Here is a 23,233-nt window from a genome sequence, read left to right as displayed (position 1 = left end):
AATGTAGCGTATGTCTGATCAAGAGCAATGGACCGAATCTGGACTTGAAATTGCAGTAGTAGGATTAGCAGGTACGTTTCCCGGAGCACCGGATGTCCAAACGTTTTGGGAAAATGTATCGCAAGGGGAGGAATCCGTTACGTTTTTCACTGATGAGGAATTAAAGGCAGCTGGTGTAGATGAGACGCTGCTAAAGCATCCTGATTATGTGAAGGCCAAGCCATATTTACAAGGTGCGGCATCATTTGATGCAGACTTCTTTGGCTATACTCCGCGAGAGGCTTCGATCATGGATCCGCAAATTCGATTGATGCATGAATGTACATGGCATGCGCTAGAAGACGCTGGCTATGAGCCTGAGCAATACGATGGGTTAATTGGCCTTTATGCTGGTGCATCTAGCAATCTATCGTGGATGGGGCAGCATATGTCGTCACTTGAAAAGAACGAAGATGTGTTTCAAATCATGCATCTCAATGACCCGTCCTTTGCTTCTCGGGTTGCCTATAAATTAAATCTAAAAGGTCCAAGTGTATCGGTTCAAACGGCTTGCTCCACGTCGCTTGTTGCTATCCATATGGCCTGCCAAGGATTAATCGGTGGAGAATGTGACCTTGCGTTAGCTGGCGGTGTCACACTCCATCAGCCGCAGATTACAGGATATCAACACCAAGAAGGAATGATTTATTCTCCTGATGGCCATTGCCGACCATTTGATGAGAAAGCAAAAGGGACCATTTTTGGAGAAGGTGCAGGTGTTGTGGCGCTAAAACGATTAAAGGATGCGCTAGAAGACGGAGATTTTATTTATGCCGTCGTGAAAGGGTCTGCAACGAACAATGATGGAAGCAATAAAGTCGGCTATACGGCTCCAAGTGTCAGTGGTCAGGCAAGCGTCATTGAATCTGCTTTAGAAATGGCTGAGACAGAACCAAAGACGATTTCTTATATCGAAGCACATGGAACGGGTACACCAGTTGGAGATCCGATAGAGATTGAAGCGCTCACTCGTGCTTTTCAAACAGATCAACAAGGCTTTTGCCGGATTGGATCAGTCAAAGCCAATATTGGTCATTTAGATGCTGCAAGCGGCGTGGCTGGGTTTATCAAAACAGTCATGATGCTGCATCATCGTCAATTTGTCCCGATGCCGCACTTTGATAAGCCGAATCACCGTATTCCATTTGATCAAACCCCATTTTATGTTGGGACAGATAAAGAAGAGTGGAAGGCGTCTCAATTGCCAAGGAGAGCTGGAGTCAGCGCCTTTGGCATAGGTGGTGCAAATGCCCATGTCATCTTAGAAGAGGCAAAGCCGAGAAAAGCAAACAACCCGGACTCGTCCAAAGAATTAATCGTGCTGTCAGCCAGATCAAAGCATGACATGAAGAACATGACAAAAAACCTGAAGGAATATGTTTCCTCACATCATGAACTCTCACTTGGTGAAGCTGCTTACACCTTACAAAGTGGAAGAAGGGCCTTCCAATACCGAAAAACGTTTGTCTGTTCCACGAGGGATGAATTAATAGAGCAGCTACAAGTTCTAAACGAAGAGACTGTAGGCAGAGAAAGTGCTCTTTTCAAACGGATGAGCATGAGGTTGACTGGCTATCATGAGGCAGGCTTACGTGAATATATCAAGCTGTATGAGAAAGACCATTCTTTCAAGACAGAAGTGGATCGATTCATTAGCCTCATCCAATCCGTGTTACCTATAGAAAAAGATCAGCTGTTCCATTCAAAACAACATGGTCAAGCAGAAGTGGCTATGCTGATCATGACATCGGCTTTTGCCTATCAGCTGAGGGCACTCGGGATTGAACCAGACGTATGGATTGGAGAAGGGAGCGGGGTGTGGACAGCTTTATACGCAGCCGGCGGTCTTGAACTGACAGAAGCGGCATCCATTGTGTATCACCTTCATGACACTCAAAAGGTGGATCAATGGCTTTCTACTTTGCCTCCAAAAACACTGCATCAGCCTGTTTACATTCAACAGACCGGTGAGGAACTGACCACCTTCCAACCATTGTCTGCAAAGCGTTTCCTTGATATGGGCCAGGCTGTAAAGCCGTCTTTGATTGAGCAGGAATCAACAGCCTTGATCATCGATCTTTCAATGAAACAAGGGATCATGGTTGAAAAAGGAGCAGAAAAAACAACCGAACCACTTGATGGAGACATCCTTCAAATCGCAGGTGTTCTTTGGGAAATGGGGGTCGACTTAGCTTTTCCTTTAACAGATCAGAAGAACAGGCAGCGTATTCCGCTCCCAGGGTATCCATTTCATAAAAAAGACTTCTCTGCACAAACAAAACCGATGGCAGCCATTGAACCGTACAAGCCACAGGAGGAAAAACGTGTATTTACATCGCTCGCTTCTTTACAAAAAGACATTCATGACATTGTTCAAACTCATTTTGGGTTTGATCAAATAGACGATGAATCACCATTTTTTGAATTTGGTGCGACATCTCTTGATATATCCCAGCTTGCAGCGAAAATATCTGAGCGAATGGATCAAAAAATTGACACCGTTCAATTGTATCGTTTTGCCACAGTGGCAAGCCTTTCTGAATATTTGTTTGAAGAACAGACAGAACGTGAACAAACACCTGCTTCTCTCCCAGTAAAGATCACGTCGCCGGAACATACAGATATTGCAATTGTCGGAATGGCAGGAAGGTTCCCAGGGGCGTCGTCGCTAGAAGACTTTTGGCAGCGTCTTGTGAATGGCGAGGAAATGATTCACTTTTTCACAGAAGAAGAGCTCAAGAAAGCAGGGCTGGATGCGTCTGTTTATCAGCATCCGAATTTTATCGGAGCAAAAGGCCGTTTACAACATATCGAGGGCTTTGATGCAGACTTCTTCAACTATTCTGCTAGAGAGGCAGAGCTGATGGATCCGCAGTTCAGACTCTTGCATGAATGTGCTTGGGAGGCGCTTGAGGATGCTGGCTGTGACCCTGACAGAATGGCTGGGAAAATTGGCGTTTATACAGGAACAAGTCCAAATCATGAGTGGCTGACGCGCTTTGCACATCAAATGGAAGCAACAGAGCAATTCAGTGCGATGCTGTTAAATGATCGTGAGTTCTTTAGTACGCAGCTTTCTTATAAATTGAATTTACACGGGCCTAGTGTGACCATGCAGACAGCTTGTTCGACCTCACTTGTCAATATTGGCATGGCCTGTCAAGCATTATTGAATCAAGAATGTGATGCAGCGCTGGCTGGCGGTGTGACGGTCAGCTCTCCAGAAAATATCGGCTACATCTATCAAGATGGGATGATTCAATCAAAAGATGGCCATTGCCGTCCGTTTGACCAAGAGGCGAGCGGAACCATTTTCGGAGATGGAGCGGGGATTGTTCTGTTAAAACGTTACGAAGATGCCATCAGAGACGGCAATCCGATTCATGCTGTCATCAAAGGGGTTGGTGTGAATAATGATGGCAACCGGAAAGCTGGTTTTACAGCACCGAGTGTAGAAGGACAGGCAGAGGTTCTAAAAGAAACGTATGAAAAATCAGGCATAGATCCCGCTTCCATCGGTTATTTAGAAGCGCATGGAACAGGGACAAAAATGGGAGATCCAATCGAGGTATCTGCCCTTAGCCAAGTGTTCAAAGGAACAGAGCCGCTGACGATTCCAATCGGTTCTGTCAAAAGTAACGTTGGACACTTAAATAGTGCGGCAGGGATTGCCGGTCTGTTTAAAGCCATTTTGGCCATACAGCATAAAACGATCCCGCCGACCATTCATTATGAGTCGCCAAATGAGGATATTCCTTTCAAAGATACACCGTTTTATGTAAATCAAAAGGCGCTCTACTGGAAGGAAGCAGATGAGCCGAGAAGAGCGGGGGTCAGTTCTTTCGGAATTGGCGGAACGAACGCCCATATGATCATAGAAGAAGGAATACTGGCGAAGCAGAAACCAGCTTCTTTGCAAAAGCAGCTGCTCGTCCTATCTGCAAAAACGGACACCGCTTTAGCGGCAATGACGGATCAATTAAAGCACTATGTGATACATCATCCTCAAGTTCCGCTTGAAGATATCGCTTATACATTGCGCTATGGCAGAAAGCAATTTCCGTACCGAAAAGCCATCGTGCTCTCATCTGCTGATGAAAGGCTGCAGCAAAAACAACTTGAAACCAATGTGTTCCGAAGCAAAAAATGGCGTAAAGCTACCTTTATGTTCTCGGGTCAAGGCGCTCAATATGCTGGCATGATGCGCGGGTTATACGAAGCAGAGCCAGTGTTCAAATGGGAAGTAGACAGGTGCTTCAAATATGTCCTGGAAACGGAACAAGTTGATTTAAAGGCCATTGTTTTTTCAGAGGATGAAACAAACCAAGACATCACAAAAACATCAAATGCCCAGCCGCTTCTTTTCATATTCGAATACGCATTAGCAAAGCTGCTGCAGCATAGCGGCGTTGAGCCGGAATCGATGATTGGACACAGTATTGGCGAATACGTTGCCGCTTGTTTGTCAGGTGTCTTCTCACTGGAGTCTGCTTTAACACTCGTGATGGCAAGAGGCAGAATGATGCAAGGCATGGAAAAAGGCGCCATGCTTAGTGTGCAATTACCGGAGGCAGAGCTTGGCTCGATGATCGATGAATCACTTTCCGTTGCTGCTGTCAATGCAAAAGACCTTTGTGTCGTCTCTGGGCAGGAAGAGCATGTCAACGCTTTTGAAAAGAAGCTGCAAGACAAAGGGATTGTCACAAGACAGCTCCATACTTCCCATGCCTTTCATTCTTACATGATGGAGCCGATGCTGGAGGCGTTTCATCAATTCGTAGAGCAAGTGGAATTGCATGAGCCGACGATTCCGTTCATCTCCAATGTGACAGGCACGTGGGCGACAAGTGAAGAGGTGATGACAGCATCTTATTGGACAAATCACCTTCGTGGAACCGTTCGTTTTCATGCTGGCTTGTCTCAGCTATTCACCGATGAAGTACGAGCTTTCATTGAGGTAGGACCTGGAAACAGCTTGACAGCATTAGCGAAACGTCATGAAAACAAAGAGTCTCATCATGAAGTGCTGAATATGGTGAGACATGCAAGGGAACAAGCGGATGATCATGCGTATTTCTTAAAACGAATAGGAGAGCTATGGGCAGGCGGCTACGAGGTCAAGACGCAGCAAAGTCCAACTCAAGAGGAGCGTCAGCTTGTCTCGCTGCCAACCTATCCATTCGAGCGTAAACGATATTGGATTGAAGCAGGAAAGCCGGCTTCTCCTCCGCAGCTATCAGCTCCTAAGGAAACGAAGAAGAAAGAGATGGGAGAATGGTTCTACCTGCCTTCATGGGAGCAGCAGCCGCTAGAACCAGTTTTCGAAAAAGAAACAGAAGAACAAACGTGGCTCATTTTCAGGGAACAGAATGCCTTTCATGAACTGTTTACACAATCATTCAATCAACAAGGAATCAAGGCCATTTCTGTCACAAAGGGTGAAGCTTACCAAGAGCAAGGTCAATCGTTTACGATCAACCCGGCAGAAGGTCAGCATTATCGAAACATGCTAGATTCATTGTCTAATAAAGGTGTCAATATCACTCGTATTCTGCATTTATGGGAAGCTGCGAAAGAAGATGACATCGCGAGTCGTCAAACCGCTTTTCAGGCACATATTGAAAAAGGCTATTACAGCTTAATTTTCTTATCTCAAGCCATTGCGGCTCAAAAAAATATTCGAGAATGCCGTCTGTTTACTGTCACTAGCGGGATTCAGCCAGTCACAGGGCATGAGACGATTTGTGCAGAGAAAAGTGCAATGCTTGGACCATGTAAAGTCATTTCACAGGAATACCACCATATCAAATGCTGGAATATCGATGTGGAAGACGTGCCAGACATGATGTCTTGGAAGGAACAAACACTTGTCGATCTCATTGTGCAGGAAATCATGCAGCCTGGAAAGGACCAGCTTGTGGCGTATCGCAATCGTCAACGCTGGGTGCAGAGCTACAAACGTATGCCGCTGCAAAAAAAAGATGGCCTTCCGAAGATGATCAGACCAAATGGCGTGTATCTCATCACAGGTGGATTAGGAGGCATCGGATTTGTTCTATCAAAGATGCTGGCGAAAGAAGGAAATGTGCATCTTTATTTAACAGGAAGAACGGCTTTGCCGCCAAGAGGTGAATGGGCGTCATACGTTCATCAAGAAAATGCGGATGAAGCGCAGCGTACGAGAATTGAGAAAGTACTCGAGCTTGAACGATTAGGTGCAACAGTTGAAGCGGTGCAGGCGAATGCGGGAAATCTTGATCAAATGAAGCATGTATTTGAGTCCATTCGTCAAAAACATGGCGGCGTTCATGGTGTGTTCCATGCGGCAGGATTACCAGGGAGTACATCCTTCCGAGCGATCAAAGATATACCTTCTACACTTGCGCAGGGAGAGGATCAATTCCAATCAAAGGTGAAAGGGCTCGATGTGCTGGAGCAGCTGCTAGATCAAGAGCAAGCGGATTTTTGTCTCCTCTTTTCATCCATTAGTGCATTGCTTGGGGGCTTAGGATTCTCTGCTTACTCAGCGGCTAACTTATATATGGATGCATTTGCAGCTAGAATCAATCAACATAGTCAAACCCCGTGGATGTGTGTGAACTGGGATGCGTGGAATTTCTGGGGTGAGCTAGAATCGACAATTGGAGAATCGATTAATGAGCTTGCGATTTTACCAGAAGAGGGTGCCGAGCTGTTCCAATATGTTCTTTCTAATCGACAGAATCGTCACATGCTCGTGTCCACAGGTAATCTTGATGAACGGATAGATCAATGGCTGTCACTAGAGCCTAAGGCAGCAGAGAGTGAGGATTCATATGAGGTGTCTAAGCACGAAAGGCCAGAGCTGAGCAATCCATATGTGGCTCCTCGAAATGAAACTGAAAAAGCGATCTGTCAAGTATGGCAGGACTTTATGGGCATGGAGCAAGTGGGCATTCACGACAACTTCTTTGATCTTGGCGCAAGTTCACTGGATATTGTTCAAGTCACCAATCGGTTAAATCAAGCACTTCAAACAAATGAAGCGGTTGTGACCTTGTTTACGTACCCATCTGTCGCAGAGCTTGCGAAATATATTAAGCCTTCTGATGAATCGAAGGAAGAATCGATGGAAGAAGAACTAGCCGTCGTCACATCAGGTGATCGAAGAGCTCGTTTTAAACAGCAACGGAATAAAAGATTGAGAGGCGGAATCGAGAATGAATGATACAACGAATCACTATCATGGCGCAGAAATTGCTGTTATCGGTCTTGCAGGTCGTTTTCCAGGTGCCAAAAACGTAGAAGAGTACTGGGAGAATCTGAAAAAGGGAAAGGAAACAATCTCCTTTTTTACAGAGGAAGAATTACGGCGTGAAGGTACAGATGAAGCCTTATTGAAAAACCCCCGGTTTGTGAAAGCAAAAGGAATGCTTGATGATGTCGATTTATTTGATGCGGATTTCTTTGACTATACACCAAAGGAAGCGGCTATGATGGACCCGCAGTTCAGACTGTTTCATGAATGTGTTTGGACGGCGCTTGAGGATGCTGGGTACGATCCGTTTGAATATAAAGGTCAAATTGGCCTCTATACAGGTGCAGGAATCAATACAGAATGGGTCATGAGAGCGCTTCAAGGGGCTGCTCAGGGTGAGGACTCGAAAACACTGGAAGCCGCTGTTCTCAATATGCGTGACTATTTGGCGACGATGATTTCATATAAATTAAATCTGAAGGGACCGAGCATGGTGGTGCAAACCGCCTGCTCGACCTCTATGGTGTCAATTCACTTAGCTGTTCAGGCTTTATTAAGCGGAGACTGTCATATGGCAGTTGCAGGCGGCGTGTCCATTCGTCTGCCGCAAAAATCAGGCTATCTGTATCAAGAAGGTATGATCCATTCATCTGATGGACATTGCCGCGTCTTTGATAACAAAGCCGATGGAACCGTTTTTGGTGATGGTGCAGGAGCTGTCATTTTAAAAAATTTAGAGGATGCCATTGAAGACGGGGACCACATTTATGCTGTCATTAAAGGATCTTCTATTAATAATGATGGAAATAGAAAAGTAGGGTATACTGCGCCGAGTACAAAAGGTCAAGTATCAGCGATTAAGACAGCACTTCGAATGGCCGAGGTGGATCCTGAAAGCATTTCTTACATTGAAGCACATGGGACCGGAACAACGCTCGGAGACCCGATCGAAATTGAAGCACTCAAGCAAGCGTTTGATACAGATAAAAAAGGCTTTTGCCGCATTGGTTCTGTGAAATCAAATGTTGGTCATTTGAATGATGCTTCAGGTGTCGCCGGTTTTATTAAAACGGTCTTAAGCTTAAAGCATCAAGTGATTCCGCCGACGATTCATTTCGAGACGCCGAATGAAAAAATTGAATTTGCCGATTCACCTTTCGTTGTGAACACAGACTTGACACCATGGGGCGAGCAGGCAGCTCCTCGCCGGGCAGGTGTAAGCTCATTTGGAATTGGTGGAACAAACGCTCATGTCATTTTAGAAGAAGCACCGAATACACGTGTAGCAGCAGATAGCGCAGATGACAGTGAGCTTCTTTTATTATCTGCAAAAACACCAGCAGCCCTTGAGAAAATGACGGACCGCCTTGCCGACTATTTGCTTCAGCATCAGCAGCATGTCCGTTTAGCGGATGTCGCCTATACGCTCCAAACAGGACGCCATCATTTCCCGCATAAGCGTGTGATTCTTGGAAGTGTCACAGCTGACATGTTACAAGCGCTGAATCAAAGGTCAAAAGAGGTGGTCAAGACGGCCAGTTCTCAAACATCGAGCCGGCCTGTCGTCTTTCTTTTCCCAGGCCAAGGATCTCAATATGTGGACATGGGGCGTCAGCTTTATGACAAGTATCCAGTCTTTAAGGAAGCGCTGGATCAATGCTTGGAGCAATTCAAACAGCATGTTTCAGTTGATCCATTCAGCATTTTATTTTCAACAGAAGTAAGTGATGACCGTCAGCTGATCAACCAAACAGAATATACGCAGCCGCTCCTGTTTAGTATTGAATACGCTTTGGCTAAATTGTTGATTCATTTTGGGATAAAGCCGCAGGCGATGATCGGTCACAGTATTGGAGAATACACAGCAGCTGCTGTGTCTGGTTTACTATCTGTAGAAGATGCCATAGATCTCGTGTCTTACCGTGGACAACTCATTAGCCAGCTTCCGAAAGGCTCTATGCTGAGTATTCCTTTGAGTGAACAGAAGGTGCTGCCACATTTGACAGATGATCTTTCACTCGCCGCAGTAAATGGTCCTGAGTTATGTGTGGTGTCAGGCGAGACTGCAGCCATTGATGCACTCGCTGAGAAGCTAGAGGCTGCTGGACATGGGTGCAGAAAGCTTCACACCTCTCATGCCTTCCATTCGAGTATGATGGATGACATCCTCCCATCATTCAAAGAAAAATTAGCAGAGTATCGATTGAATGCACCGTCTATCCCGTATATTTCTAACGTCACGGGTACGTGGATTGAAAATGAAGCGGTGCAAGACCCAGCATACTGGGCCGATCACTTGCGGCAAGCGGTCCGTTTCCGTGATGGGGCAGAGACATTATTAACGGAGCTTGATCCCATTTTCATTGAAGTCGGACCGGGGAATACGTTAAGTGCCTTTATTCGCCAAGCCGCTAAGGAACACCATCAGCAGCCGATTCCATTGATGCGTCACCCGAAAGAAGAGGCAGCAGACGACCGCTACCTGCTGGGCAGGCTGGGTGACATCTGGCTTCAAGGAGTGCCGGTTGACTGGACAAAATTAAGACAACACAAATCAATTCAAAAAGTATCCCTGCCGACCTATCCGTTTGAACGACAACGATATTGGATTGAAAAGGTAGATACATCAGCACTCTCTTCGTCTTCAGGTGTGCAAATGGTGGTGCCGAAGGAAAACAAGGGGCAGGAAATAGAGGAAAACAATCAAGGCAAAGACGCAGCAGCGAGCGACATTGAGGCAACACTAAAGCGGATGTGGAAAGACATCTTAGGAATCGAAAAGGTGGAAAGGGACGATCATTTCTTTGAGCTTGGCGGACATTCGTTAAATGCGACCGGTCTGATTTCTCAAATTCACAAAGAGTTTGGTGTAGAACTTACGCTCACAGACATGTTCAACAATCCGACGATTGAAAAGCTACAAGCATTCATCGAAAAGGCAGAGAAGCATCAATATTTCAAGATTGAACCAGTGGAAAAGAAAGACACGTATCCATTATCTGCTGCTCAAAGACGGACGTTCCTCATTCATCAGCGTATTGGTCAAGTGACCTCATACAACATGCCGATGGCACTAAGATGTAAAGGTGAAATTGACGTCGAGCGTTTTGAGCAGACCTTCAAGCAATTAATTGATCGTCATGAAACCTTGCGAACGACCTTTGAATTAAAAGATGGAGAACCGGTTCAGCGGGTCCATAATGAATACCAGTTTGCTGTTGAAATGACAGAGGCGAAGGAAGAGGAATTAGAAGCACAAATCGATGAATTCATTCGCCCATTTGACTTAAAGGCTGCACCATTGATCCGTGTGCGTTTTGTGAAAATCGCAGCAGATGATCATCTCTTATTAGTTGATATGCATAATATTGTGGCTGATGGTGCGAGCATGAACATCTTTATTAAAGAATTTACTGAGCTTTATCGAGGGGAAGCCTTGCCAGAACTTACTGTTCAATATAAGGATTATGCAGAATGGCAGGACCAGTATTTCCGCAGTGAGATGTTTCAAAAGCAGCAGGATTATTGGAAGGAGCAAGTGGGCTCAAACGTTCCAACCTTGACGATGCCGTATGATTTTGAACGGAAGGAACAATCCTTCTTAGGAAGAGCGATCAAATTTAACATTGAACCGCACATCGTTGAGAAAATTGAACAGCTCGCTGAACGATTTCAGCTGACAAACAATGTCATCTTGTTCCAGCTATATGGTCTGCTGCTCTCACGTTATGCCGATCAGGAGGAGCTGATTGTCGGTTCTCTTGTTGCTGGAAGACGTCACGCAGATATTGAACATACAATTGGCATGTTTACGAACTTCCTGCCAATTAAACTAGACATGGTACAAGATGTATCCTTTACAGAGCAATTGGCTCAAACAAAGCAAGTCCTGCTTGATGCTTATGATCATCAAGAATATCCATTTGATCAAATGGTCGAGCATCTAAATCCAAAAACAAGACCGCATCGCAATCCATTCTTTGATACGATGCTCATTTATCATAATGAGTACGATCCAAATATTAAAATTGAAGCGGATGGACTGACCTTTGAAACGCATGAGTTTGCTAAGGGAATTTCCAAGCTCGATATGAAAATGGATGTTGTTAGAGAGGTAACAGGCGAGTTAAAGTGCGTTCTTCAATACAATCTTGCTCTGTTTGAACATGAGACGATGCAAGCTTTCGTGAAACACTTCCAGCACTTGGTCGAACAGGCTGTTCAAGCACCTGATCAATTGCTCAAGGATTTTAACGTGCTTTCAGAGGAAGAAGAACGATTGGCAAAAGAGAAAAGAGAGCGTGCAGAGAAAAAAGCACCACTTGTGCTGACAGTCAGCTCCACGTTTACGGCAGATCCAGTTGCTCCTTACATTCAGTACTGGACCAAGCAGTTTGATGTGCAGCTCGATGTTCAATTTGCACCGTATGGGCAGGTCTATCAGGAATTGTTAAACGAACGCAGCCTCATCTCACAGAAGAAAAATGGAGCCAACCTTCTACTCATTCGTTTGGAGGATATCACGGGTCCAGCTCATCTATCACTTGAAGAAAAGAAAAAGCTGGCCTCAGAACATGCTGGAGAGCTTGCCAACGTTCTGAAATTAAAAACGAAACATAACCTATATTTTGTTGGCATTTTGCCAATGAGTACTGCTTTTAAAGACACCCTGCAAGACGTGGAACAAGAGTGGATCGCCCAGTTATCTGAGATGAGCGGCGTTCAGTTAATCGACTGCCGCCAGCTTGCTCAGCAATATCAGATTGAAGAGATTTTTGATGAAAAAGGAGAGCAAGCCGCGCATCTCCCATTCACTGAAGCCTTTTGTGGAGCAATTGGTACAAAAGTCGCGCGAGAGATTGTTGCATGGCAAGGTGCACCATTTAAAGTAGCGGCCATTGACTGCGATCATACACTTTGGAGAGGTGTCGTTTCAGAAGACGGCGTGGAAGGCATCGAGATCACGCCAGAACATCAAACGCTCCAGCGCTTTTTAAAACAAAAGCAACAAGAGGGGATGCTGCTTGTCCTAAGCAGCAGGAATAATGAAGAAGATGTGTGGCGTGTGTTTGAAAACCACCCGGATATGATCTTGCAAAAAGAGGATATTGTCGACTGGCGGATCAATTGGGAAAGTAAACCGGATCATCTAAAAGAGATGGCAGATTCACTGAACCTTTCATTATCTCAGTTTATTTTCTTAGATGATGACCCAGCGCAGTGCTTGCGTATGAATGAAGAGCTACCTGAAGTGATGACACTGCTGTTACCTGCTAATGAAAAAGCCATTCCGTTATTTACCCAGCATGCTTGGGCATTTGACCGCTATGATGTCACCGATGAGGATAGAGGGCGGACAACGAGCTATCAGGCTGAAAAAGCGCGTCAAAAAGAGCGAGCAGAGTCGCCGTCAATGGAGCAATTTTTAAAAGATTTGAATTTGAACATGAGCGTAACAGAATGGGGAGAGCAGCACCTTGCCCGGGTGGCTCAGATGAGCAGTCGCATTAACCAATTCCGTTTAAATGATCAGCGCTTTGATGAACAGCAGCTGAGAGAGCGGATGGAGAATGAGCATGTTCAAGGCTGGATCATTGAGGCAGCGGATCGCTTCAGTCATGAAGGGATTGTAGGCGCCATCTTGGCACATCATGCGAATGAAACGTTGAAAATAGATGCATGGATGCTGAGCTGCCGTGCTCTAGGGAAAGGGATTGAGCAAAAATGTCTGACATGGCTCGCTGAATACAGCCGTCAGCACCAACTTTCTACCATTGAATTTACGTTTGCATCTACTGGACGTAATCAGCTATTCAAGTCATTTATGGAAGAGCATCAGATGCAGGAGATTGAGGGTCAGCAAACATATCGAATACAAGTGGAAGAAATCGGTTCATTGAGTGATCACATTCAAATCGTCAATCAACTGTCATCTCGTCAGCACTCAGCTGGAGAAATAGAGGATCACACGATGAAGGCAGCAAGTCATCCCGCTTCGGAAGCTTATACATGGGAAACGGTTCAAACAGATCAAACATTGCACAGCGGCTATGTGAAGGCTCTAAAGGTGCATGATGAAGAAGGTCTTTGTTCATTATTAAAGACGGAACATACGCAGGCTGATGGACTTTACGTACAGCCAACCAATGAACGTGAGGCCTTACTTTTAGACATTTGGTGTGACATTCTTCATGTGGAAAAAGTAGGAATTGACAACGACTTTTTCGATTTAGGAGGAAATTCTTTACTTGCTGTCAAAATGGAAGTAGAGATTGAAAAGAAGGGTTGGTATGTTGATGATTTGAATTTTGCTGAAAAACACACCATTCGCGAATTAGCAAAATATATGAAGAGGGAGAATCAGCATGCATAAAGATGTAAAAGCCATATATGACGAATCGAAAATTTTAGATGAGGCAACTCATTTATACGGGGTCCAGCGAAGTGACATCCACTTTATCGCAGATGCAGAAAACTATGTGTATGAAATGAAAAAGGACGGAGAGTCTTTCATTTTAAAAATTACTCATACCATCCGCAGATCACCTGATTATATTTTAGGTGAAATGGAATGGCTGCATCACTTAGCGAAGGGCGGTCTTTCGGTTGCGAAACCAATTGCTTCATTAAATGGCCGTGATATCGAGCAAGTAGACGATGGGCAAGGCGGTGCGTTTTTGCTTCGAGTCTATGAAAAAGCACCAGGCCGAAAAGTTGAAGAGGCAGACTGGAACGATGAATTATTTTATGCCCTTGGACAATATACAGGCCGCATGCACAAGCTGACAAAAAGCTATCAGCTGTCAGACCCACGCTATAAAAGACAAGAGTGGGATGAAGAGGAGCAGCTTAAGCTGCGAAAATATGTACCAGCAGATCAGACGCTTGTGTTCGAACAAGCGGATCGATTAATGGAAAAGCTGGCAAAGCTCCCGAAAAATCAGGATACGTACGGATTGGTTCATGCGGATCTGCATCATGGAAACTTCCACTGGGATCAAGGGAAAATCACGACCTTTGATTTCGATGATATTGGATACAACTGGTTTATGAACGACATCAGCATTTTGCTATACAATGTCTTGTGGTACCCAGTGATTCCATACGAAGACAAAGCTGCTTTTGCAGGGAACTTTATGAAGCAGTTCCTTAAAGGATATCGTGAAGAGAATGAGCTTGGGGATGAGTGGCTCGCCTACATTCCTGACTTCCTTCGCTTACGTCACATGCTGATCTATGGTTTGCTGCATCAAGCCTTTGATTTGGCCACCCTCGGAGAAGAAGAGAAGGCTATGCTCGCTGGCTTCCGCTCCGATATTGAGCAAGCAGCACCTATTACGACGTTTGACTTTACAAAGCTAAGTCAATCTTAAAACGAAAATCCCCGCCTATGTGTTGAGGCGGGGATTGTTTTTTATGGGCGATATGCGGAGGGCGATTCAATCATTTGAAACAGGTTTTTTCCTTGCTTTGTATTATCAATCCAGCCCTGAAATGCTGCTTTACCTGGCCCGTATGCATAGACAGGGACATCCTCACCTGTATGGGCAAAGGTTGTCCAGCCTGTGAAAGAACGCTGATCAAAGATACGTTGAATACTGAGTTGGATCGTACTGGCCTTCCCTGATTGTGCCGCTTTTTCTACCTGTGAGATTTCTTCTTCTGTGAGTGAGACATCAATATAGGTGTGAAGTACATCACGTACTGATTGACCACCTGCGATTTTCTTTGCCATATACACAGGCGTTTTCTTTGCAGCTAGGATGGGCGCTGGGTCCCATTTATAGCCGGTCTCACTTGTCATACCATCTGCGCCAAAAGAAAAACCGCCAGTCGCATGATCTGCTGTGATGACCACGAGGGTTTCTTGATCTTTTTTAGCGAATTGAAGTGCCGCTTGGACCGCTTTCTCAAAATCCTCCATCTCACTCATTGCTCCGACAACATCATTTTCATGTCCAGCAGAATCAATGGTACTGCCTTCAAGCAGCATAAAAAAGCCATGCTGATTGTCCTGATTTAATTGGGTCAGTGCTGCCTGCGTCATGTCTTTTAAAGTAGGCACATGCTTCGGACGGTCGATGGCTCGATCTAGCTCATCGTCCTGAAATAAGCCGAGCATTTGCTTTGATGATTGAGATGTTAAATCATCTTTCGATCGAAGAATGGCATACCCGCTCTTCTTAAATGCTTGAACAAGATCACGGTCTTTGCGGTCAAAGTATTGCATGCCGCCACCAAGAAGGATATCGACTTTGTGCTCTCCATTGATTTTCTCATCAAAAAAGTGGTCTGCAATTTGTTCTTTGTTTTTTCGGGAGACGTTATGTGTGCCAAAAGCAGCCGGTGTTGCATCGGTGATATCAGATGAGACGACAAAGGCTGTTTTCATTCGTGCTTCCTTTGCTGCTTCAACGACGCTTCTAAGAGGTTCTTTTTCATGATTGACGGCGATAGCATCATTGTATGTTTTTTTTCCGGTTGCCATGGCTGTGGCTGCGGCAGCTGAATCAGTAATATTATCTCGAGGATCATCTGGATGTGTCGTCTGCATCCCGACTAAATAAGGGTCCCAGACAGTCTGTTCTTTTGAAGAAGAATGCTTTTCCTGCTTGAACGTACGGTAGGCTTTGATCACGGGCATCCCCATCCCATCACCAACGATAAAGATGATGTTTTTTGGTGTCTTTGTTTGTTTTTTGTCTGCTGCATTCGTTGATGCGGGAGTGACATAATGTGAGGTGAAGATGACAGCTAGTGCGAATACTGCCAGAATACCAGTAAAGAGAAAAATGCGATTTTTACGATCCATTGAGCCCATGAGAAATCTCCTTTTATCATTTATTTCATATTTTGTATTTTATTTGAATGCGAGCTGTGGTTCAACCCCTTATCCCATAAAAAAGGTGATGAGACTTTTGTCTCATCACCTTTTACACCGTATCACACTTCACGCCAACAACGCCTTCTAGATCTTTAATATCAAAGTACACATCGGTTGTATATCGGTCTTTATGCACACGAACGCGTACTTCCATGATCGGATAGTCCTTTTCCTTTAAATCATCAATTCGAACAGAATGAATGCGAATATTGAGTGCTTTCATTTCTTTTAAAATGTCTGTCATCCGGTTTCGATCAGAAAGTGACATCCTGATGCGGATTTCTTTTTCCTGCAGGCGGATCGGCCCGATTCGCTGGAAGAGCCATGGTAAAAATTCGACACTGATCAGAATAAAGAAAAGACTGAGGAAGGCTTCTTTATAAAAACCTGCACCTGTTGCAACCCCAAGTCCTGCTGCTCCCCAGATCATCGCGGAAGTCGTGAGACCTGAGATGACATCATTGCTTTTTCGCAGAATCACACCTGCTCCAATAAAACCAACACCAGATATAATTTGCGCCGGTAACCTGAGTGGGTCCATTTGAAGCTTAGAGACTCGAGGGAAATTGTAGGCTGCATCAATGCTGATGATGGTTAATACGCAGGAGCTGACAGCAATGACAATACACGTTTTTAAGCCGAGCGGCTTTTTCTTAAGCTCGCGTTCTAGACCAATGATCAGCCCGATTAAGGTGGCCACGGCTAATTTTAAGACAGTATCCCATTCAATTGTCCAAAACATGCGTATCGCTCCTTTCACTTCATGTACGTTTCACATCATGTATATGATCTTCTCACAGCCCATATGGCTGCACAACTTTTATTTTATTCAGATTCGAAAGAAAGAAAAGCTTTTTATTTAAATGAAAAAGAGAGTCATCCGCATAAGGCAGATGACTCTTCATTTCTTGTTATTTTGTTTCGTCTTCAAGATGATTTTCCATTTTGGTAAAAAGCTTCTTAGAAGCTTTAGACGGTTTATTCGTGAAGAGGCTGACAGTAAGAGCAGTCAAACCACTTAAAATAAATCCTGGAACCATTTCGTACAATCCAGTTGTGTTATTCAAGCCTGTTGAAATCCACACTAGGACGACAACAGCCCCCACAACCATTCCGGCTAAAGCGCCATGATGATTCATTCGCTTCCAGTATAGACACAATAAGATCACTGGTCCGAATGAAGATCCAAATCCAGCCCAAGCATAGCCGACAAGGTCAAGAATGGTATCACTTGGGTTTAGAGATAGACAAAGGGCAACAATTGCAACGACTAGTACAGACATACGTCCAATCATCACAAGCTCTTTGTCAGAAGCCTTTCTTCTAAAGAACGTACGGTATAAATCCTCTGTCATTGCACTTGCAGTGACAAGCAGCTGAGAAGAAATTGAACTCATAATCGCAGCTAAAATGGCAGAGAGTAAAAATCCAGTAATATATGGATGAAATAACACTTTAGAAAACACAATAAAGATAGTTTCAGGGTCTGCCAAAGTGGTGCTTGTTTCATGAACATAAGCTACACCGACTAAACCGACAGATAGTGAGCCAATGACAGACACAATCATCCAGCTCATACCGATACGACGTGCTGGCTTTAAATCTTTTACAGTCGTAATCGCCATAAATCGAACAATAATGTGCGGCTGTCCAAAGTAACCAAGTCCCCAAGCGAGGAAGGAAATAATGCCAATGACGCTCGTTCCTCTAAAAATATCAAGCAATTTAGGGTCAATCTGTTGAATATCATGGAACGTGGCAACAGGTCCACCTAATTGAGTAAAGGCAACGATCGGCACGAGCACTAAAGCTAAAAACATAATGGCGCCTTGAACGAAATCAGTTAAACTAACTGCCAAAAAGCCGCCGAATAGTGTATACAAAATGACAATACTAGAGGTTAAGATTAAGCCAAACATATAATGAGTTCCAAACGCTGATTCAAATAAGCGTCCGCCTGATACCATACCTGATGAGGTGTAAAGCGTAAAGAAAATCATAATGATGACTGCTGAGACAACTTTCAATAAAGTAGATGAATCTTCAAATCGTTTGTCAAAAAAGTCTGGAATGGTGATCGCATCATCAGCAACCTCTGTATACGATCGCAAGCGAGGAGCTAAGAATAAATAATTTAAGTAAGCCCCACTAATTAAACCAACAGCAAGCCATCCAGATGAAAGACCAGTTGTATACATAGCGCCTGGAAGTCCCATAAGCATCCAGCCACTCATATCAGATGCGCCAGCAGATAGAGCCGTCACATAAGGACCTAGCCCACGTCCGCCTAACATATAATCGTTTAAGTCATTTGTTTTTCTAAATGCATACCAGCCAATAGAAAGCATTCCAATAAAATAAATAGATAAAGAGATTCCAATTTCAATACTCATGTTTCCATATCACCTTTTTCGTATTAATTTGACATCACCTCATTCAAAATATACACAGAACATCCGATTGGTCTGTCTGCTCACTGCTATGGTTACTTAACCTATCAGAGTATACCCAAGTGATCAACCTTCTTAAACCTCTCCACTTTTATGATAAAGTGCACGGATCGGTGATAAGCCTTTATGTGTAAGCGTTTACAAAAATAAATAAAAGTAAAAATTTTCTGAAAAATAAAAGCCGCCTAATGAATATTTTAGTCACTGGTTGGATGACGATGACGGTTCAAGAGAAACAGCCTTTCACCGCACCCGCGTAAAGTTGCTTTAGAACAGTAAAATTTGATATGATAAAGTGTATATGACTTATGATCATGACTATCAACACGCATCATTTTTGGAGGTGAACCTGCATGTCAAGAATTTCAATAGAAGAAGTAAAGCACGTTGCGCATTTAGCACGGCTTGCCATTACAGAAGAAGAAGCTGAGATGTTTACAGAACAGCTTGATAGCATCATTTCATTTGCAGAGCAGTTAAACGAGGTAGATACGGAAAACGTTGAACCAACAACACACGTATTAAAAATGAAAAACGTCATGAGAGAAGATGTTCCGAATAAAGGTCTTTCCATTGAGGCAGTCATCAAAAACGCGCCTGATCATAAAGACGGCTATATTCGTGTGCCATCAATTTTGGACTAAAGGAGGCCCGAGACATGTCACTGTTTGATCACAAAATTTCTGAATTAAAAGAGCTTTTACATAAAAAGGAACTGTCTGTTTCTGATTTAGTGGACGAGTCTTATAAACGAATCAATGAAGTAGACGGGAAAGTACAAGCATTCCTTGCACTGGACGAAGAGAAAGCACGTGCGTATGCAAAGGAATTGGACGAGGCAGTTGGTGAAAAGGACGAGCTTGGACTATTGTTCGGTATGCCAATCGGTGTGAAAGATAACATCGTGACGAAGGATTTACGTACAACAGCATCAAGCAAAATCTTGCAAAACTTTGATCCAATTTATGATGCAACCGTTGTGAACCGTCTAAGAGAGGCGGAAGCTGTCACAATCGGTAAATTAAACATGGACGAATTTGCGATGGGATCTTCTACAGAGAACTCAGGCTACAAAGCAACGAAAAACCCATGGAATTTGAATACAGTTCCGGGTGGATCAAGCGGTGGATCAGCTGCATCTGTTGCAGCAGGTGAGGTACCATTTTCTCTTGGATCAGATACAGGCGGTTCCATTCGCCAGCCGGCATCATTCTGCGGGGTTGTTGGTCTTAAGCCGACATATGGCCGTGTATCCAGATACGGTTTAATCGCATTTGCTTCATCATTAGATCAAATTGGGCCGATTACGCGTAATGTAGAGGACAACGCATATGTTCTTCAAGCGATTTCTGGCGTCGATCAAATGGACGCAACAAGTGCAAATGTTGATGTCCCAGATTTCCTTTCTTCATTAACTGGCGACATCAAAGGTCTTAAAATTGCAGTGCCGAAAGAATATCTTGGCGAAGGCGTTGGCGAGGAAGCAAAAGAGTCTGTTCTCAAAGCGTTAAAAGTATTAGAAGGACTTGGTGCGACATGGGAAGAAGTGTCTCTTCCGCATTCTAAATATGCGCTTGCAACTTACTACTTACTGTCTTCTTCTGAAGCATCTGCGAACCTTGCACGCTTTGACGGCATCCGCTATGGCTACCGTACAGATAACGCAGACAATCTCATTGATTTATACAAAAATACACGTTCTGAAGGCTTCGGCGACGAAGTGAAGCGCCGCATCATGCTTGGCACATTCGCTCTAAGCTCAGGATATTACGATGCGTACTATAAAAAAGCACAAAAAGTCCGTACATTGATCAAAAAAGACTTTGAAGATGTGTTTGAAAAGTATGATGTCATTGTAGGACCAACTACACCAACTCCTGCATTTAAGATTGGTGAAAAGACAAGCGATCCACTGACGATGTACGCGAACGATATTTTAACGATCCCTGTTAACCTTGCAGGCGTTCCGGGAATCAGTGTGCCTTGTGGATTTGCAAACGGTCTTCCGTTAGGGCTGCAAATCATCGGCAAGCACTTTGACGAAGGAACAGTTTACCGCGTGGCTCACGCTTTCGAGCAAGCAACAGATCATCATAAAGCAAAACCTGAACTGTAAGGGGTGAACCAGAATGAACTTTGAAACGGTAATTGGACTTGAAGTCCACGTAGAGCTAAAAACACAATCAAAAATCTTCTCAAGCTCGCCGACACCTTTTGGTGCAGCTGCCAATACACAAACAAGTGTCATCGATCTTGGTTATCCTGGCGTACTGCCTGTACTGAACAAAGAAGCGGTGAACTTTGCGATGAAAGCGGCAATGGCGCTGAACTGCGAGATCGCAACAGACACAAAATTTGACCGTAAAAACTACTTCTATCCTGATAACCCAAAGGCTTATCAAATTTCACAATTTGATAAACCGATCGGTGAAAACGGCTGGATTGAAATTGAAGTAGACGGCAAAACAAAACGAATTGGTATTACCCGTCTTCATTTGGAAGAGGATGCAGGTAAACTGACACATACAGGCGACGGTTACTCACTTGTCGATTTCAACCGCCAAGGCACACCGCTTGTTGAAATCGTATCTGAGCCAGACATTCGCACTCCAGAAGAAGCGTACGCTTACTTAGAAAAGCTAAAATCTATTATTCAATATACAGGTGTATCTGACTGTAAAATGGAAGAAGGCTCACTTCGCTGTGATGCCAATATTTCTCTTCGCCCAATTGGCCGAGAAGAGTTTGGAACGAAAACCGAACTTAAGAACTTGAACTCGTTCGCTTTCGTACAAAAAGGGCTTGAATTCGAAGAGAAACGTCAAGAGCAAGTATTGCTTTCTGGCGGTCTGATCGAGCAGGAAACACGCCGTTATGACGAAGCGTCTAAAAAAACGATCCTTATGCGTGTCAAAGAAGGCTCGGATGATTACCGCTACTTCCCAGAACCGGATTTGGTGGAGCTGTACATTGATGATGAATGGAAAGAGCGCGTCAGAGCATCGATCCCAGAGCTTCCAGACGAGCGCCGCAAACGCTACATCGATGAGCTTGGACTGCCTGCATACGATGCGATGGTTCTGACGCTGACAAAAGAAATGTCTGATTTCTTTGAAGCGACCATTTCAGAAGGTGCAGAAGCGAAGCAAGCATCGAACTGGCTGATGGGTGAAGTATCTGCCTACTTAAACGCTGCTCAAAAAGAGCTGGACGATACAAAACTAACGCCTCAAGGGCTGGCTGGCATGATCCAACTCATTGAAAAAGGAACGATTTCCTCTAAGATTGCCAAAAAGGTATTCAAAGAGCTCATTGAAAATGGAGGAGACGCAGAAACAATCGTCAAAGAAAAAGGGCTTATCCAAATTTCTGACGAAGGTGCTCTGCTCAAACTTGTCACAGAAGCACTTGATAACAACCCGCAATCCATTGAAGACTTTAAAAATGGAAAAGACCGCGCCATTGGTTTCTTAGTCGGACAAATCATGAAAGCATCGAAGGGACAAGCAAACCCGCCGATGGTCAATAAGATTCTTCTCGAAGAAATCAAGAAACGCTAAATGGCAAAAAACCGTCTCAGAGAAGAGGCGGTTTTTTTGCTTGAAATGACAGGGTCGTATCATAGATTCAGACCACCGCCGTATATCAATTCGGAGATTCTTTTCTTATAATGAAGCATAAGCGAAAGACATATTTGAAGGGGATCAAGGTGAACTAAATTGAAAACGGCACGTAATGTTATTGAAGAAACAGCTTCAATTGTTCCACTACTCTTAGGACGGCAGGGTCCTCACACATGTCTAAATTTGTCAGCATCCCTTGAATGACCGGCTTACGAGGCTCATCTTTCGCCAGTTCTTCTTCAATCACTTCGATAGATACGAGCGTATCGTCAGAAAGAAGATGCTCAAGCTTTAACAATCGAAGCTCCTCTTGAAGAGAAACGGCACTCGGCGCTTCATCCTCCCAAATGGCTTGATTCAGAATCGGCTTGGTCTTAGAACGAAGCAGTCCTTGAACCAAATCATCAAACCGATCGAGAATAAAGGAAGAGAGCTCATCAAATGATAATTGGATATGATCTTGTAAAAGTAGTAACTGCACATATGATTGAATGATCCCTTGGGTCATGACTGACAGGTCAGTTATATAAGGTTCAATCTGTTGTCCATAAGTAGCCAAGAGGGAAATTTGTATTTCATCATTCATTTGTTTTTTCACAGTTTTAGAATGCTTTTTAATTTGCTGATTTTCCGGAATAATGTTCTCGCTGAGGATCAAAATGATAAAGTCCTTGTTCTCGGCAAAATGCTGGAACTGTTCAGCGATTTGTTTCTGAAAGATCTCTCTAGGCGCAAGATGTTGATTTTCTTTTCGAATCTTTTCAATACTTTGCATAGAAGTGTCGATATAATATTCAAACGCTCGATTGAAAAGCTGTTCTTTTGATTTGAAATGCAAATAAAACGCGCCTTTCGATATTCCGCACTCATCTGCAATTTCCTGAATGGTCGTAGAAGAAAAACCCTTTTTCGCAAACAACTGGATGCTTGCTTTAATGATTTTTTCTTTTTTTTCGTTCATGAAATAAGGCCCCTTCAGCTTTAGAATGTTACGTCAAAC

General features: G+C 44.0%; 10 protein-coding genes. 6 read left to right on the top strand and 4 right to left on the bottom strand.

The genetic code is table 11. The annotated features are described in order from the left end of the window. The first annotated feature begins 10 nt into the window (after positions 1 to 10). From R0K30_RS09995 to R0K30_RS09985, 3 genes are read left to right on the top strand one after another with little or no spacing between them, the layout of a single operon-like run. The gene (locus R0K30_RS09995) at positions 11 to 7,246 is read left to right on the top strand and encodes a beta-ketoacyl synthase N-terminal-like domain-containing protein (RefSeq protein ID WP_410610464.1); all 7,236 of its coding nucleotides are present in this window, start codon (positions 11 to 13) and stop codon (positions 7,244 to 7,246) included. Next, a complete protein-coding gene (locus R0K30_RS09990) occupies positions 7,239 to 13,649 on the top strand; it encodes an HAD-IIIC family phosphatase (RefSeq protein WP_410610462.1) in 6,411 nt (2,136 codons plus the stop codon). The genes R0K30_RS09995 and R0K30_RS09990 overlap by 8 nt, the downstream gene beginning before the upstream one ends. Next, positions 13,642 to 14,649 carry a phosphotransferase enzyme family protein gene (locus tag R0K30_RS09985; protein WP_099727358.1) on the top strand — a complete coding sequence of 336 codons (1,008 nt, stop codon included), beginning with the start codon at positions 13,642 to 13,644 and terminating at the stop codon, positions 14,647 to 14,649. The genes R0K30_RS09990 and R0K30_RS09985 overlap by 8 nt, the downstream gene beginning before the upstream one ends. Before the next feature lie 41 nt (positions 14,650 to 14,690). Here R0K30_RS09985 and R0K30_RS09980 read toward each other — a convergent pair whose 3' ends face one another. The 3 genes from R0K30_RS09980 to putP all read right to left on the bottom strand — a co-directional run bounded on the left by R0K30_RS09980 (position 14,691) and on the right by putP (position 18,553). After that, on the bottom strand, positions 14,691 to 16,097 hold the full coding sequence (locus R0K30_RS09980) for an alkaline phosphatase (protein WP_099727357.1): 1,407 nt from the start codon (positions 16,095 to 16,097) through the stop codon (positions 14,691 to 14,693). Between the two features lie 112 nt (positions 16,098 to 16,209). Continuing rightward, positions 16,210 to 16,902 (bottom strand): MgtC/SapB family protein, encoded by a 693-nt coding sequence (locus R0K30_RS09975; RefSeq protein ID WP_024424547.1) that lies wholly within the window; start codon positions 16,900 to 16,902, stop codon positions 16,210 to 16,212. A gap of 169 nt (positions 16,903 to 17,071) precedes the next feature. Next, complete coding sequence (putP, locus tag R0K30_RS09970; RefSeq protein WP_099727356.1) at positions 17,072 to 18,553, bottom strand: sodium/proline symporter PutP; 1,482 nt, start codon at positions 18,551 to 18,553, stop codon at positions 17,072 to 17,074. Positions 18,554 to 18,963: 410 nt separating this feature from the next. Between putP and gatC the strand changes: the two genes are divergently transcribed. The 3 genes from gatC to gatB are packed head-to-tail and all read left to right on the top strand — an operon-like array spanning position 18,964 to position 22,170. After that, complete coding sequence (gatC, locus tag R0K30_RS09965) at positions 18,964 to 19,254, top strand: Asp-tRNA(Asn)/Glu-tRNA(Gln) amidotransferase subunit GatC (protein WP_003213898.1); 291 nt, start codon at positions 18,964 to 18,966, stop codon at positions 19,252 to 19,254. A gap of 14 nt (positions 19,255 to 19,268) precedes the next feature. Next, on the top strand, positions 19,269 to 20,726 hold the full coding sequence (gatA, locus tag R0K30_RS09960) for an Asp-tRNA(Asn)/Glu-tRNA(Gln) amidotransferase subunit GatA (RefSeq protein ID WP_099727355.1): 1,458 nt from the start codon (positions 19,269 to 19,271) through the stop codon (positions 20,724 to 20,726). A gap of 13 nt (positions 20,727 to 20,739) precedes the next feature. Then, a complete protein-coding gene (gatB, locus tag R0K30_RS09955; RefSeq protein ID WP_099727354.1) occupies positions 20,740 to 22,170 on the top strand; it encodes an Asp-tRNA(Asn)/Glu-tRNA(Gln) amidotransferase subunit GatB in 1,431 nt (476 codons plus the stop codon). A gap of 178 nt (positions 22,171 to 22,348) precedes the next feature. Here gatB and R0K30_RS09950 read toward each other — a convergent pair whose 3' ends face one another. After that, positions 22,349 to 23,194, bottom strand: coding sequence for a TetR/AcrR family transcriptional regulator (locus R0K30_RS09950; protein ID WP_099727353.1), 846 nt, complete (start codon positions 23,192 to 23,194; stop codon positions 22,349 to 22,351). Positions 23,195 to 23,233: the final 39 nt, after the last annotated feature.

Origin of the sequence: Bacillus sp. SIMBA_154 (genome assembly GCF_046536015.1) — a bacterium.
In the GTDB taxonomy this organism is placed as follows: domain Bacteria; phylum Bacillota; class Bacilli; order Bacillales; family Bacillaceae; genus Bacillus; species Bacillus pumilus_P.
This window is presented reverse-complemented; position numbering and strand designations above follow the sequence as displayed.

What these genes read in the sequence shown, in the direction of transcription:
- R0K30_RS09995 (WP_410610464.1), top strand. Translation starts at nt 11, where the DNA reads ATGTCTGATCAAGAGCAATGGACCGAATCTGGACTTGAAATTGCAGTA.
- R0K30_RS09990 (WP_410610462.1), top strand. Translation starts at nt 7,239, where the DNA reads ATGAATGATACAACGAATCACTATCATGGCGCAGAAATTGCTGTTATC.
- R0K30_RS09985 (WP_099727358.1), top strand. Translation starts at nt 13,642, where the DNA reads ATGCATAAAGATGTAAAAGCCATATATGACGAATCGAAAATTTTAGAT.
- R0K30_RS09980 (WP_099727357.1), bottom strand. Translation starts at nt 16,097, where the DNA reads ATGGGCTCAATGGATCGTAAAAATCGCATTTTTCTCTTTACTGGTATT.
- R0K30_RS09975 (WP_024424547.1), bottom strand. Translation starts at nt 16,902, where the DNA reads ATGTTTTGGACAATTGAATGGGATACTGTCTTAAAATTAGCCGTGGCC.
- putP (WP_099727356.1), bottom strand. Translation starts at nt 18,553, where the DNA reads ATGAGTATTGAAATTGGAATCTCTTTATCTATTTATTTTATTGGAATG.
- gatC (WP_003213898.1), top strand. Translation starts at nt 18,964, where the DNA reads ATGTCAAGAATTTCAATAGAAGAAGTAAAGCACGTTGCGCATTTAGCA.
- gatA (WP_099727355.1), top strand. Translation starts at nt 19,269, where the DNA reads ATGTCACTGTTTGATCACAAAATTTCTGAATTAAAAGAGCTTTTACAT.
- gatB (WP_099727354.1), top strand. Translation starts at nt 20,740, where the DNA reads ATGAACTTTGAAACGGTAATTGGACTTGAAGTCCACGTAGAGCTAAAA.
- R0K30_RS09950 (WP_099727353.1), bottom strand. Translation starts at nt 23,194, where the DNA reads ATGAACGAAAAAAAAGAAAAAATCATTAAAGCAAGCATCCAGTTGTTT.